Raw genomic sequence first — 14,320 nt, forward strand, 5'->3', positions numbered from 1 at the left:
ATCGCCATGAACCAGTTCGACGTCATGTTCCCCGGCCGTCTGGACAACGCCTAATATCAAAGTCAGGTCAGGCCCTTACACAGGAACGCTGACAAGCCCCGTGGTGGCCGCCGCCCGCGTCCAGATCGAGCTGGTCTACTACGCGCTGCGCGACCACCACGTCCGAGCACTCCACCCAGCACCCCAGCCGCGGACAGCGGCATGAACCTCCGAGTAAACCTCCCAGTGGACCTCCGAGACTTCGGTCGGTCGCGGGCCGTGCAGGTCAAGACCCCCGCCGAACATGCGTCCTGCGGCGAGGTCGTCCGTTCTGATTGACCCCGACCGACCGAACCAGTTTGGCGCGCACCCCGTCATGCGACCCCGGCCGCCACGGCTACCGGGCGCCGCGAAGCGATGACCGAGCGGCACACGCCTGCTCCCCACCGATAACGCCGGCCCTGATGCGAGCCACGTCCACCACCCCAACGACCACCCAGGACACCCAAAGAGCCGCGACAACCCAACACGATGCGCCGAACAGGATCGCCGTCAAGGCCCTCCGGCCGCTACGCGGTCGGGCTCCGCCCAGCCTTGACCCCGCCCCCTCATCGACGCGCCCGCAACGACGTCGCAGCCCAGCAAGAAAGACCAAAGCCCCCCTTGACCGGCCCCGCTCCTACAGGGATGACCTGCGCAAACGTCCTGATCTCAGGCCACCCCGCCGACCACCTGGGCAGATCTGGGGCAGGCAGCAGCGAAGGGACCAATCCCGCGGGGTCTCGGCCACGTGCGCGTACCACTGAGTCGTCAACGGAGACACGTGCCCCAGCGGCCTCCAGACCTCCGCCAACGACACTCCACCGTGCAGCAGCCACGACGCGAACCTGTGCCGCAGATCGTGCACCCGGCAGTGCCCCACCCCGGCCCTCGCGACCACCGGCCGCCACACGCGCTCGGACGAGTTGGTGCCCCGCAGGACCTTGCCTCGCACCGTGGTGAATACCAGCCCCGACGACACGACTGCCGACGCCGATGCTTGAGCCCGCATCAGCCGGGGTGCGCCTCGAGCAGCTCGTAGGCCTCATCGGTCAGCCACACGGGGATCGGTGCGGACTGGATCCGACGACCCTTCGGGTAGGCATTGATCATCCCGGTCTTCTCCTCAAAGGTCTCCACAACGCGAGCGCTCCCCCGTTCGGGGGCGTAGCGGTTCGGTGCCTTCCTTGCGGCCATGGGCGTCCCGGTACCTGCCCCGCCAACGGCCGACTCCAGCTGCTCAGCCCACGCCATCGTCTCGGTCCCTAGTGCGCGAGTCCATGCCCAGCTTCACGGCCTGGGCCATCCCTCCGAACAGCACGAGCGCACCGCCGGCGATGGCCCCCACCAGCTTCGGAGGGCGGGGCGTTTTCGTCGTCGTCTGGCTGGTAGCAGCAGAGGGCGAGGAACGTCAGGCCCCACGCCACGTAGACGAACCAATGTCCGCCGTTGATGAACACGGCCACGGTGAGCACCGCGGCTACCGCATCGACCTGGGACCCGCGCAGACCCCAGAGCGTGAGCACCAAGGCGGCCGGGATGATCCACACCCAGTGGTGTGACCACGAGACGGGCGAGATCAGCAAGATGACGACCGCGTTGGCCAAGAGGGCTCCCGCGATCTCACCGTCGCGGAGCTGCCGGGTGATCGCGACCGCGCCGACAGCGAGCACCCCCAGGACCGCAACCACCGCTACCGGCCTGGCGAGGGGACCGAGGGGCATGTGGGAAAGGACCCCGTGGATCGACGCGTTCGGCTCGTCGAAGACCCTGACCTCCTCACTCCGGCTCGCGATCGACGTCCAGAACGAGACGCTGTCGTCCCAGGCAACGATGGCGCCGAGCAAGGTGCACGTCAGGAAGGACCCGGCCGCCCACGCTACGGCGCGCCAGTCCGAGCGCAGGATGAAGAGCAACATGAACCCGGCCGGCGTCAGCTTGATCGCCGCGGCCACACCCACCAACACCCCGCGTGGCCACCGCGGGTGCTTCACCAGGACATCAGCCGCGACGAGCGCGACCAGAACGAGGTTGATCTGGCCGTTGCTCAGGTGTGAGTTCATCGCGTTGAAGCAGACCCCCACGCCCAGTCCGACCACCGCGCAGAGCGCCGCCGTGGGCCGCCTCTCTCCCATGCTGCGGGCGAAGCCGTAGAGGACCCCGGAGAGCAGCAGGTAGGTCAGCACCGACCAGACGACGCCGACGGCGGCGACTGAACAGCCAGGTCGTCGGGCTGAGCGCCAACGCCGCGAACGGCGGGTAGGTGAACGGCAGGCCCCTGTCGAGTGGGGGGATGATCCAGGTGCGGTCGTAGAGGGTCTCCCCGTTCAGGAAGGACGCCGCGGCGACCCGGTACACCTCGAGGTCGATGTGCGGGGCCCGCTGGCCGTCGCGCGGCAACACGTAGTCCTTGAGTGAGAACCCCAAGAGGACTGCCGGCCACAGGATCAAGGAGCCGATCGTCACCCAGCGAGCGGGCAGCTGGGCGCGCTCGAGCGCACGGTCCTGCAGCGTTGAGAGTCTTATCACGCACGCAGGCTAATCGCCCGACAACGCTGCGGGGCCGCATCCGCGCACTCGCGCGGCGTGGCACTGTCGGTCCGCCGGGCCCAGCGCACCCTGGCCGCTCGCCTGGGCGACTAGCCGGGGCAGAACGTGGGGCACCCCCCGACCCGACCCCACGTGACCACGTCGCACCTGCTCCGCGTAGCCACCCGCTCTGACCAGCCGAAACTCCCACCATGACGTGTCTGCCCCTACCCGACCGGACTTCCCCGATCGGCCTTCTAATCCGCCGGTCGGAGGTTCGAGTCCTCCCGGGGGCGCCAGACACTGTTGTGCCCTGAGCCGGGATGACCTCCGATGCGGACCCCGAGCCCTACGAGGCTGGGCCGATGCGCCGCGTGAGGGCGGACAGCTCCACCACTCTGAGGTACCCGCGCTTTGTGCCGACGACCTTGACCTTGATTCGCTTGCCCTTCAGACCCGCGGTCAGGAAGAGCCGCTTGCTGGTCTTTCCCGCGAGCTTCTTCGTGCCGGCGTACCACTGGTAGCGCAAGGTCACGCCGGAGTCCCAGGTTCCCGGCTTGGCCGTCAGCGTGCGGCCGACCCGTGTGATCCCGGAGATCCGGGGGCGGGGAGTGCGGGAGAGCACGCCGGCCGCCACCGGCGCGGTCGGCGCCGAGACGGCCGAGGAGGAGACCCAGCCCGTCGCGATGCCCGTGACGCGGACCGAGAGCACGTGCCCGCGGTCGTCGGCCGTCGGCACGTACGTCGACCCGGTGGCACCACTGATGGGCGACGCGTCGCGACGCCACTCGAAGGTCTTGACGGTCGTGGTCGGGAACCACGGGCCGGGGTCGGCCGTGAGCCTCACGCCGACCCGCGGGGTGCCGCTGATCGTGGGGGTCGACCCGACGACGTGGGGTGCCGCGAAGCTCGCGGGCGAGGTGAGGAAGAAGCTGGATGTGGTCGGCGTGTTGTCGACCGTCGGGTCCTGGCCGAGGAGCCGGATCGACGTCACGTACTGCCCGACGTCCATGCCCTCGGGGAAAAGCTCGGCGTACGGAAACTGGAACGCCTCGCCCGAGGGCTGGAGGAACCAGTCGCGCGGACCGCACTTCTCGCGCACCGGCGAGAACGGACCGGGTTCGTACTGCAGGCCGACGCAGATGTCTCCGGTGTACGCCGCGTAGTCGGCGCGACCGCCCAGAAGGACGGGGTCGATCGACGGCGGCGTCGCGACGCCGAAGTTCAGCGGGTCGACCGTGCTCTGCAGGCCACCGCGGTAGCGGTCCTTGGTCGACGGCACGATGTCGACGGCCAACACGACCAGACTCCTGCGGTTCGTGCTGATCTGCGACAGCACGAGGGGCAGGTCGTGGGTGCCGAGGTCGCCGATCCGCGGGTTGCCCTCGACGAGCAGCCGCCAGGTGCCGTCCACCTTCGCGACGGTGACGACGACATTGGTGGTGCCGGGCACGAGCGTGCTGGTCACCGTCTGGTCGGGGTTGCTCGGGTCGACGATCTGGATCTCGTCGCCCCCGCCGACGCTCGGCACGACGACGGCCGCCTCGTACTCGTCGAAGCGGCTGAGTCCGAAGGGCATCACCACGCGGGTGATCCCGTCGCTGGTGTTCACCTCGCCGGGGAGACCGTCGTTGACGCCGGCCGTGGGCGGGCCGAACGACGGACGACCGGGCCCGCCGATGAAGAGCTCCTGCGTCAGCGCGGCGCCGTACCCGTTGTAGATCGTGACCCGCACGGGTTGGCGCAGGTCGGTCAGCGGCGTCAGCTGGTGGGTGAGCTGGTTGGCCGGGCCGGTGCGCGGGGTGGTGCACTCGAGCGGGTCGGTCTGGATGCAGGGCGTCATCAGGATGTCAGAGGTGCCGCTCTGCCCGAGCTCCGAGGGCCAGTCGACGCGGACGTTCATCGCGTCGGTCGGCACCGGCTCGGTGAGCTGCACGTCGACCTGCACCTGGTCGCTGCCGTTGTCGATGAGCTGGAGCACGGCCGGCGTGATCGGCGGCGGCTCGATGGTGAAGCGCAGCTGGCCGTACTTCTTGATGGACGGGTCGCCCTTCTCGCTCATCGTGACCCGCACGTCGTACGTGCCCGTCTGCGTCGGCACGAAGCTCGGGCCGAAGAGCGTGCTGGTGGTGACCTCGGGCCAGGTGCCCGTCTCGGGGTCGAGGCGGTTGACGGTCCAGGCGTAGTCGTAGTCGGCCTCCGCGACCCCGGGGTCGATCGAGCCGCCGGTGGGCCCGACCGGGTTGGGCCGCAGGATCACGACCCGGCCCGCGATCAGGGGTCCGACGGCCGTCGGTCGGGGACCGGCCAGGCCGGAGAGGTTGGTGGTGGGGATACGCACCGAGACCGTCTGGTTCTGCTGGTTCTTGAAGGTGATCGGATTGAGCTTCGCACCGACCAGGTCGCCGGACGCGTCACCCGCCGCCACCAGGAAGCCGCCAACGGTCCGCGGTGCGCGCATCGCCATCCGGCTCTTGCCGAGGGTGTCGATGTAGCCGAACGACAGGGCCGCGCGCTCCGCCTCGCCCGGACGCTTGACGATCATCCAGTCGCGGCTGAATCGCACTGTGGCGTAGCCGCCGTCCTGGGGAACCGTGATGCTGCTGGCCGGCTGCTCCGGTGCGCCGTCGACCGACACCATGAACTTCTGGTCCGCCGGGGTCGAGGCGTTGTCGGCCCAGAGCGTGCTGGGATCGGCGACGACCTGGGTGATCGGCGGGTCGGTCGCAGTCGCGGGGATGTGCTGGACGGTGGTCCACTGGGTCACCTTGGCGGTGAGCCGCAGGATCGCCTGGCCGGTGCGGTACGCCGGCGGGTTGTCGGGGTCGATCTGGCTGCGGGGAGGCGTTCCGGCCCAGTCATCCTTGAGCTCGTCGAGGCCGAAGGGGTCGGTCGACTTCTGGGCGAGCCGTTGGCGGCGTACGAGCTCCATCCCGACGCCCTCATGCTGGATGAACAGGTACAGCGCGAAGGCGATCACCGCCAGCGCGACGACGGCGACCACGGCGATCGTGGCGGCGGCGGCGATGCCGGTGGCCACGAACGCGGTGGCGACACCGGGGACCGCGCTGCCGAGCGCCGCGCCGCCGACCGAAGCACTGCCGGCGATGCCTGCCGCGAGGAAAGCGACGCTGGAGAAGGTGCCGGCCAGGGTCGCGGCGAGCGCTCCGGCGCCGATCGCCCCGGCGATGGTGCCCAGCAGCCCGAGCGTGAGCACCGCGTCGCGGGTCTGCGCCTTCACGACGTCGTCGGCCATCGCGTCGAGGCCGAGGTCCTCGCTGATCGCGTAGCTGCCCCAGGTGGTGAAGTCGTCCACCGTCGGGATCGGAGGCGCGAAGACAGCTGCGGTCGCCTCGGGGTGGTGCAGCACCCCGCACCAGTCCTGCACGTCGTCGGGCACCGGCAGCGGGTTGGTCACGCTCGCCGGCGCGACGGGGGGCGAGTAGACGCACTCCGAGGCCTGGTAGAGCCCGAGCTGGCCCACGGCGGCGTCGGTGAGAGCGCGGTCGTCTGCGATCTGCTCGGCCTCCACGAAGTCGAGCGCGGTGCGCTCCTGCTGGGTCAAGATGATGTTGGAGGCGTCGCGGTCCATGATGTCGAGGAGACGGCTGACCAGGTAAGCCCTCATCTCCGCCCGCGCGTACTTCCCGATCCGCGCGTCGCTGGGGAGGTCGTAGGTCGCGCGCACGTACTGCGCTGCCTCGGCGACCAGCGGGTTGAGCGCCGCGGCCGCGTCCGCGTCCTTGACGAACGGCACCAGATCCTCACCGCCGCTGATCGGCTCGGGCGGGGCGGCGTTCGGCGCCGGGTTGCCCATGCAGAGGCTGCCGTAGCCTCCCGACAGCGAGCCGCCCGGGATGGAGCTGCACTGCGAGGCAACCTGACCGCCCTGCTCCCCCACCGGGATGCTGATGTCGCTGGGGATGATGGTCGTGGTGTCCGCATAGGTGACCTGGACCGGGTTGGTGTAGGTCGACACCGGAAGGTCGATGACGACCGGGTCCTCCGCATGCGCCGGCACGTTCGCCTGCAGCGAGGTCGCGACCAAGGCCCCGATCGCCACCAACCACACCCGAGCACGCGCCGTCGCCACCATCTGCCCCCAGTCAGCCGCCCATTGACCCGCCACTGCCGCCGCCCCGAGGCAGTCCGACCCTAGTGCTCCGAGGCGGGTTGTTCACCCCCCTGCCCGTTGTGCGGCGGCGGGCGCGGCCTCCCACGATCACGGCTGCGCCCGGCGCCACTGCTACTGTCGATGACAGCGGGCGGCCTGCCCGCCCCTTAGAGCAGACGCCCCGTCCCCTGTTGGGCATCATCGCCCGGACACGTCCCGTCGCCTCCTCTGAGCTTTCAGAGGAGCAGCATGTCTGTGCCGTCGCGCGTCCCTGACCTGTCCCCGTCACTGCCCGAGGGCAGCACGGCCGTCGTCTACTGCGAGGGCCAGTTCGGCGAGCAGGACGGCAAGACCGCCAACGGCCTGGTCCGTCATTCCGAGAAGTACGACGTGCTGAGCGTGCTCGACAGCAGGTACGCCGGCGCCGACGCCGGCACCGTGCTCGACGGGTCGCCCAACGGGATCCCGGTTCTGGCGAACCTCGCCGAGGCGCTGTCCCACGCCGGCCGCATCCCCGACTACCTGATCTGCGGCGTCGCGCCCGCCGACGGACTCCTCTCGCCCGAGCAGCGGGTCGTGCTGCTCGACGGGATCGCCCACGGCATGCACGTCGTCAACGGACTGCACGACTTCCTCAACGACGACGCCGAGTTCGTGGCCGCCGCGTTGCTGCACGGCGTGACCATCACCGACGTACGCCGACCCAAGGACAAGAAGGACCTCAAGCTCTTCTCGGGACGCATCTTCGAGGTGACCTGCCCGCGCATCGCCGTACTCGGCACGGACGGCGCGGTGGGCAAGCGCACCACCGCCACCCTGCTCGTGCGAGCGCTCAACGAGCGCGGGATCCGGGCGGTAATGGTCGGCACCGGCCAGACCACGATCATGCAGGGCGGCAAGTACGGCGTCGCGCTGGACGCGCTGGTCCCGCAGTTCTGCTCCGGCGAGGTCGAGAACCAGGTCGTCGCGGCGTTCGAGGGTGAGGACCCCGACGTCATCGTGGTCGAGGGCCAGGGCGCCCTGAGCCACCCGGCGTACCTGACCTCCGCCCACATCCTGCGCGGCAGCCGCCCCGCTGGGGTGATCGTGCAGCACGCGCCGGAGCGTCGGGTGCTCGGCGACTTCCCGATGGTCGCCATGCCCAGCGTCGCCAGCGAGGTGGCGCTGATCGAGAGCTTCGCCGACACCAGTGTCATCGGCATCACCGTCAACCACGAGGGCATGGCCGACGATGCGGCCATCGGCAGGGCGATCGACGAGATCGAGCTCGACCTCGGGCTGCCCGCGACGGACCCGCTCACCCGGCCGCTGGACCAGCTGGTCGCCATGGTGCTCGACGCCTTCCCGGCGCTTCAGGAGCCGCGCGCGACCGTCGATCGATGAGCTCACCTCGATGAATGCTCGCCTCGAGGTGGACCTCGGTGCGATCGAGGCCAACACGCGCAGCCTGGTCGATCGCCTCGCCCCTCGCGGCATCCGCGTCACCGGCGTGACCAAGGCATCGCTCGGATCACCGGGCGTGGGACGGGCCATGATCGCCGGAGGTGCCCACGGGCTGGGCGACTCACGGGTCGAGAACCTCACCCGACTCGGTGCCGCGGGGATCGACGTACCCCTCACCCTGATCCGCTCCCCCATGACCAGCCAGGTCGATGCGGTCGTACGTCACGCATCGACCAGCTTGAACACCGAGATCTCGGTGCTCGAGGCCCTCTCCCGGGCCGCCAGCCGTCTCGGTACGACACACGCTGTCGTGCTGATGGTGGAGCTCGGCGACCTCCGGGAGGGGGTGGTGGCCTCCGACCTGGTTCCGCTTGCCCTCGACGTGGCAGCGCTGCCAGGACTGACGTTGGCCGGCATCGGAACCAACCTCGCATGCCAGAGCGGGGTGGTGCCCGACCAGACCAACATGTGCGAGCTGTCCAGGCTGGCTGATGAGGTGGAGCGAGCAGTCGGGGCGCGGCTCTGCGTGGTCTCCGGCGGCAACTCGGCCAACGTCGGCTGGGCGCTCGACTCGCCCGACACCGGCCGCGTCGACGACCTCCGACTGGGCGAGGCGATCCTGCTGGGCCTCGATCCCCTGACGCGCCTGCCGATCGCGGGACTCCGGACCGATGCGATGGCGCTGGCCGGCGAGCTCATCGAGGTCCGTGACAAGCCTGCGCAGCCCTGGGGTGTCATGGGCGAGGGCGCCTTCGGTGCACCCGGGCCGCGCCCCGGTAGAGGCCTCGTCCGGCAAGGCGTCCTCGCTGTCGGTCGGCAGGATGTCGAGCTGGAGGGCCTGCGGCCGCCGTCGGGTGTCACCGTGCTCGGCATGAGCAGCGACCATCTGGTCGTCGACCTCGGCGACGTCACTGCGGCCGTCGGTGACGAGCTCAGGTTCGGCGTCGGGTACGGCGGGCTGCTGCGCGCGATGACCTCACCCTTCGTCGACGTCGTCGAACTGCGCGCGACAGGGCTGCTTGCCCGTGACGCGGGTACCGTGGAGGTGCCGGGTGCTTCCAGTTCCAGGAGCCGCTGCTCCACCGTCCCCGGTGCACCCTGACATCCGGCCGTCCCAGCCGGGGGCGGGCACATCAGATGAACCAGCTCCAGGACCGCGACGTCGTTCCGGTCGAGGTGCCATCGCGGCCGGCAATGCCACAGCTCCAGGCGATCGTGGCCCGCACCGTGATGAGCATCGTGACTGCCGTGGTTGTCCCCGCGATGCTGTTCTGCGTCGCCATGGTCGTCTTCAACGTCGACACGGCCCTGGTCGTCGCCCTCGGCTGGATGGTCGCAGCACTGTGCTGGCGGCGGGGAACCGGTAGACCGATGTCCGGGTTGCTCGTGCTCGCCCTGGCGATCATGGCGGTCAAGACGGGCTTCACCCTCCTGACCGGCAACACGTTCGTCTACTTCGTGCAGCCGGTCTTCGTCGACGCTGTGGTGGCCCTTCTCTTCGTGGCGTCGCTGTGGTCGGCCACCCCGGCTGTCGCCCGGATCGCGCCGGACTTCTACCCCCTCGACGCAGCACTGGCCGCGCGGCCCGGCATCCGTCGGCTGTTTCGCCACCTCACGATGCTGTGGGCGCTGGTGATCGCCATCAAGGGCACCGTCACCCTGTGGCTGCTGCTGTCCCTGTCCACGGTCAGCTTCGTGCTGGTCAAGAGCAGCGCGATCCTCGCGCTGACGGTCCTGGCGACAGTCGCGACCATCACCTTGTCCGCAGTCGTGGGACGTCGCGAAGGTCTCCTCAGGCCTGCCAGCGCAGACTGAAGGGCCGGCGCCAACGCATCGACGTGGCAGCAACGCTCCGCGGAGCCGATCGACCAGGCTGTGCGGATGGACCTCTACCTCTTCCCGGGACCGTCGTGAGCGGACTGTTGGTCGCCGGCACTACCTCCGATGCCGGTAAGTCGGTGGTCACGACCGGACTGTGCCGGGCCTTCGCGCGACGGGGCATCAAGGTCGCTCCCTACAAGGCGCAGAACATGTCCAACAACTCGATGGTGATCTCGGCAACCCCCACCTCGCAGGGGGCCGCGGAGATCGGGCGGGCGCAGTGGATCCAGGCCCTGGCCGCTGGCGTCGAGCCCGAGGTGGCGATGAACCCGGTGCTGCTCAAGCCGGGCAGCGACCACCGCAGCCACGTGGTGCTGCTCGGGCGGCCAGCGGGCGAGGTCGACGCGTCGAACTGGGAGGCCGGTCGCGCACATCTGGCCCGCGCGGCGCTTGCGGCCTACGACGACCTGGCGGCTCGCTTCGAGGTCGTGGTGGCCGAAGGTGCGGGCAGCCCCGCCGAGATCAACCTGCGCCGTGGCGACTACGTGAACCTCGGGCTGGCCCGCCACGCCGGACTCCCGGTGGTCGTCGTGGGCGACATCGACCGCGGCGGGGTGTTCGCGGCGTTCGTGGGCACGCTCGCCCTGCTCGACGAGGAAGACGCCCGGCTGCTGGCGGGGTGGGTGGTCAACAAGTTCCGCGGCGACCGCGGCCTGCTGCAGCCCGGCCTCGACGAACTCGAGGCCCGCACCGGCAGGCCCGTGCACGGAGTGCTGCCCTGGCATCCCGACCTGTGGCTGGACAGCGAGGATGCGCTCGACCTGACGAGTCGACGTTCGGATCCCACCGGCACCGCGCGACGGGTGGCTGTGGTCCGGCTGCCCAGGATCAGCAACTTCACCGACGTCGACGCCCTCGGATTGGAGCCGGACCTCGACGTGGTCTTCGCCTCCACCCCGCGTGGTCTGGCCGACGCCGACCTGGTCGTGCTGCCGGGCACCCGCGCGACGATGGCCGACCTGGCGTGGTTGCGCTCGCGCGGACTCGACCACGCGATCGTCGAGCATGCCGCGGCCGGCCGGCCGGTGCTCGGGATCTGTGGTGGCTGCCAGATGCTCGGGACCGAGGTGGCAGACCCGTACGGCGTCGAGGGTCCGCCGTCGACGGTGCCGGGCCTCGGGCTGCTCGACCTGCGCACCGAGTTCAGCCCGCACAAGACGCTACGACGCCATCACCCCGCCGGATACGAGATCCACCACGGCCAGGTGACTGGTTCGCTCAGCGGTGGCTCTATCACCGGCACGATGGTGCACGGCGCCCTCGAGGACGACGGCCACCGCGCGAACTACCTCGCCACTGCGCTCGGCGTGACGAGCCGCGCCGGCTTCTCCGCGTCCCGCGGACGCCGACTCGACCTGCTCGGCGACCTCGTCGAGGAGCACCTCGACGTCGACGCCCTGCTGCGGCTGGCCACGGAGGGCATCCGGGCGTGACCGCACGGCCGGGCTGCCGGGCCTGCTGGCGTGGGACAGTGACCCGGTGACCGACGCGGGAGAGGTGCCCAGGGCCGGGCGTCGCGGTCGGCCCGGCTTCGACCAGGAGACGGTGCTGCGTCGGGCGATCGCACTGTTCAACCAGCAGGGGTACGACGCGACGTCGATCGGCGACCTGGCCAAGGATCTGGGGCTCACCAAGTCCGCGATCTACCACCACGTCGACAGCAAGGAGGACCTGCTGGCAGCGGCGCTCGACGAGGCGCTCGACGGGCTCAACCGCGCGATCGAGGTGGCCTTGGCCGCACCGGAGGGGACCAGCGCCGCCGTACGCCTGCGTACGACGGTCGAGGAGTCAGTGCGGATCCTGGCAGCCCACCAGCCGGCGGTGACGTTGCTGCTCCGGGTGCGCGGCAACAGCGAGGTCGAGCAGGCAGCCCTCCAGCGGCGTCGGGCGATCGACGAGCGGCTCGCCACCTTGGTGCAGGAGGCGGTCGACGAGGGCGCGCTGCGCGACGACATCCCGCCGGACCTGATCAGCCGGCTGCTGTTCGGGACGGTGAACTCGCTCGTCGAGTGGTACCGACCCGACGGCACGATCGAGCCGGACTCGCTCGCGCGCCTGGTGGCGAGCCTGGCCTTCGACGGGCTCACAGCGGCCAGTCGAACGGCCGGACAGCCGGGTCAGGGCGAGGGACAGGTCCTGCGCGAAGTAGCCGCGGTCAGACCAGGTCGCGCAGCGTCTGGAGCAGCGACTCCTTCACAGCCTGGGTGACGGCCGCGTTCACCTGACGGTTGAGGTCGTCCTGGTCGTCGATGTCAGCGAGCACCTCCCTCAGGTCGAGATCGTTGATCGTGCGCACCAGCACGTCGTCGGTCTTCACCGCGGCGTCGATGACGGAGTCGGGCAGCGCGAGGATGAGCTTCTTCAGCAGGCCGTTGAGGTCGGCGTTTGCCAGCGCCTCGTCGGCCAGGTCCGAGGCCGGGGGCAGGGTGCCGTCGCGCTTCATCCGCCCGACGGCCGAGAGCAGTCCGCGACGAAGGGCATCGATCTGCTCGTCCGTGCGAGGGCCGGGCTGGGCCAGCTCGAGGGTGAGCGACTCGCGGCTGACCCCGAGGATGCAGGCGGCGCCGTCGATGCCGAGCAGCACGAGTCGTTCGGTGAGTCCTTCGATGCCCTCGTCACGCGACGTGACGGTGCGCTCGACGCACGGATCTGCCGGCTGCAGCGGCTCGAAGGCCCCGCCGCCGTTGGCGACCTGCACCCACAGCACGCTGCCGACCAGCGCGAGTGCGAGCGCTGGGAGGGCCGTCGCGGAGAGCTGGCGGTTCATGGTCGGGTCCGCCGTCTCGGGGTCATCACGGTCGCGAGCGCGAGGAGGGAGAGACCGGCGCCGATCAGGAACGAGTCGCGGAACGCCCGAGTGGCGGCTCGCTCGAGCTGGGCGTCGAGATCGCGCTCGAGCTCGGCCAGGGCGGCGCGCTCGGATGGCTCGACGTCGAGAGTGACGAAGGCTCGGTGCAGGTCGGGCACCCGTCCTTCTTCTGCGGTCAGCTCGCGGCCCAGGGCCTTGGCCACGGAGATCTTGTCCTGGGACTTCAGGGGCGCGTCCAGCACGATCGAGGCGATCGCCTCCTGCGCGGGCGCCTGTGCCTCGCGCAGGTCGTCGGTGAAGACCGGAGTCAGGATCGCCAGTCCCAGCACGACGCCGAGGTGACGGGCCCCGATCGTCCAGCCCGCGTGCCGGACCCGCGGAAGCCGCAGCTCCATCGCCTGGGCGGTCAGCCGGTCGACGGTCAGCCCGAGGCCGAGGCCCACGAGGGCCTGCGGCGCGAGCGTCCACACCAGGTCTGCTGACGGTGGGAGCGCGAGCCCCGCCAGCCCGCCAGCGATGAGGAGGCAGCCCGAGGCGACCTCGACGGGCGCCGGAGGCTTCAGGAGCCGCGCGAGCGGTCGGGCCGCCAGGGCCGCGAGTGGGACGACCGACACCGTCAGGGCTGCCGTCGCCGGCGAACGCTGCCAGCCCTCGACCAGCAGCAGCACCAGCAAGAAGAGCGCAGCCGTGAGCGCCGCCGACAGCAGCGCGAGAGTCAGGTTGGGACGGACTGCGGGACGGTGCCGGTCGGGCGAGACTTCGGGCACGGCGGACACAGCGAGCGCCGCCGGCACGGCCAACACGGCGAACGGCACCTGCACGACGAAGATCGCCTGCCACGAGATCGTCTCGGTGAGCAGTCCGCCCAGCACCGGGCCGGTCGCCGTGCCGACCACCCCGCCTGTGACCCAGGTGGCGACGCCGCGCCGCTCGCCGTACAGGGCCACGAGCTGTTCGAGGCAGCCCACCAGGGCCAACGCGCCGCCGAGTGCCTGCAGGCAGCGCGCCGCCACCAGCACCTCGATCGAGCCCGCGACAGCGCACCACGCGGAGGCGCCCGCGAAGACAGCGATGCCGATCGCGCTGAAGACCCGCGGCCTGGCTCGCGTGAACGCCCAGGCGGCCGGCACGGCGGCGACCCCCAGCACCAGGTTGAACGCGATCAGCACCCAGGCCACCTGGCCGACCGACGCATCCAGGTGGCGCAGGATCGCAGGCAGCGCCAGGGTCACCACCGCCGAGTCCGCCAGTACCAGCGCCACCGTCACGGCCAGCAACGGGCCGGCGACCCGACGCGGGCTCACCGCATCAGCCACTCACCCAGCTCCGCCTCGACCAGCAGTTCGCGGGCATTAGCCTCGAGCTCGTCAGGCACGAGCACCCGTTGCTGGATGAAGTTCACCGAGCCCTCGAGCACGCTCATGTTGCGGTCGGCGACGTGGCACGGGATGCCTTCGCCCTCGAGCAGGGCCTGGACCACCGCCAGCAACACCGGGTCGTTCGTGCGGACCAGCTCCCCCATGCGC

At 70.5% G+C, this 14,320-nt stretch carries 11 protein-coding genes and 1 pseudogene; 5 read left to right on the forward strand and 7 right to left on the reverse strand.

What is annotated here, in order from left to right; all coding sequences use genetic code 11:
• Positions 1-658: 658 nt before the first annotated feature.
• The 4 genes and pseudogenes from ISU10_RS17225 to ISU10_RS17240 form a co-directional block, all read right to left on the reverse strand.
• Positions 659-1,030 carry a tyrosine-type recombinase/integrase gene (locus tag ISU10_RS17225; RefSeq protein ID WP_194697662.1) on the reverse strand — a complete coding sequence of 124 codons (372 nt, stop codon included), beginning with the start codon at positions 1,028-1,030 and terminating at the stop codon, positions 659-661.
• On the reverse strand, positions 1,030-1,272 hold the full coding sequence (locus ISU10_RS17230) for a hypothetical protein (protein ID WP_194697663.1): 243 nt from the start codon (positions 1,270-1,272) through the stop codon (positions 1,030-1,032). The genes ISU10_RS17225 and ISU10_RS17230 overlap by 1 nt, the downstream gene beginning before the upstream one ends.
• Before the next feature lie 11 nt (positions 1,273-1,283).
• Positions 1,284-2,219, reverse strand: a pseudogene (locus ISU10_RS17235) (glycosyltransferase family 87 protein); the annotation flags it as partial.
• A 677-nt stretch (positions 2,220-2,896) separates the two neighbouring features.
• Entirely contained in the window at positions 2,897-6,610 is a 3,714-nt protein-coding gene (locus tag ISU10_RS17240) for a hypothetical protein (protein ID WP_194697665.1), read from the reverse strand.
• A 300-nt stretch (positions 6,611-6,910) separates the two neighbouring features.
• Between ISU10_RS17240 and ISU10_RS17245 the strand changes: the two genes are divergently transcribed.
• From ISU10_RS17245 to ISU10_RS17265, 5 genes are all read left to right on the forward strand, one after another.
• Complete coding sequence (locus ISU10_RS17245; protein ID WP_194697666.1) at positions 6,911-8,044, forward strand: N-acetyltransferase DgcN family protein; 1,134 nt, start codon at positions 6,911-6,913, stop codon at positions 8,042-8,044.
• Positions 8,045-8,054: 10 nt separating this feature from the next.
• Positions 8,055-9,206 carry an alanine/ornithine racemase family PLP-dependent enzyme gene (locus ISU10_RS17250; protein ID WP_194697667.1) on the forward strand — a complete coding sequence of 384 codons (1,152 nt, stop codon included), beginning with the start codon at positions 8,055-8,057 and terminating at the stop codon, positions 9,204-9,206.
• Positions 9,207-9,241: 35 nt separating this feature from the next.
• On the forward strand, positions 9,242-9,919 hold the full coding sequence (locus ISU10_RS17255; RefSeq protein ID WP_194697668.1) for a VC0807 family protein: 678 nt from the start codon (positions 9,242-9,244) through the stop codon (positions 9,917-9,919).
• A gap of 95 nt (positions 9,920-10,014) precedes the next feature.
• A complete protein-coding gene (locus ISU10_RS17260) occupies positions 10,015-11,418 on the forward strand; it encodes a cobyric acid synthase (protein ID WP_194697669.1) in 1,404 nt (467 codons plus the stop codon).
• Between the two features lie 46 nt (positions 11,419-11,464).
• Positions 11,465-12,193: a TetR/AcrR family transcriptional regulator gene (locus ISU10_RS17265; RefSeq protein ID WP_370865593.1), complete on the forward strand. Its 729-nt coding sequence runs from the start codon at positions 11,465-11,467 to the stop codon at positions 12,191-12,193.
• Here the strand turns inward: ISU10_RS17265 and ISU10_RS17270 are convergent.
• From ISU10_RS17270 to ISU10_RS17280, 3 genes are read right to left on the reverse strand one after another with little or no spacing between them, the layout of a single operon-like run.
• Positions 12,141-12,752: a hypothetical protein gene (locus ISU10_RS17270; protein ID WP_194697670.1), complete on the reverse strand. Its 612-nt coding sequence runs from the start codon at positions 12,750-12,752 to the stop codon at positions 12,141-12,143. The two genes, ISU10_RS17265 and ISU10_RS17270, sit on opposite strands and share 53 nt — an antisense overlap.
• Complete coding sequence (locus tag ISU10_RS17275) at positions 12,749-14,098, reverse strand: MFS transporter (RefSeq protein WP_194697671.1); 1,350 nt, start codon at positions 14,096-14,098, stop codon at positions 12,749-12,751. The genes ISU10_RS17270 and ISU10_RS17275 overlap by 4 nt, the downstream gene beginning before the upstream one ends.
• The gene (locus tag ISU10_RS17280) at positions 14,095-14,316 is read right to left on the reverse strand and encodes a putative signal transducing protein (protein WP_194697672.1); all 222 of its coding nucleotides are present in this window, start codon (positions 14,314-14,316) and stop codon (positions 14,095-14,097) included. The genes ISU10_RS17275 and ISU10_RS17280 overlap by 4 nt, the downstream gene beginning before the upstream one ends.
• Positions 14,317-14,320: the final 4 nt, after the last annotated feature.

The organism is Nocardioides agariphilus (assembly GCF_015352445.1).
GTDB classification, from domain to species: Bacteria; Actinomycetota; Actinomycetes; order Propionibacteriales; family Nocardioidaceae; genus Nocardioides; species Nocardioides agariphilus.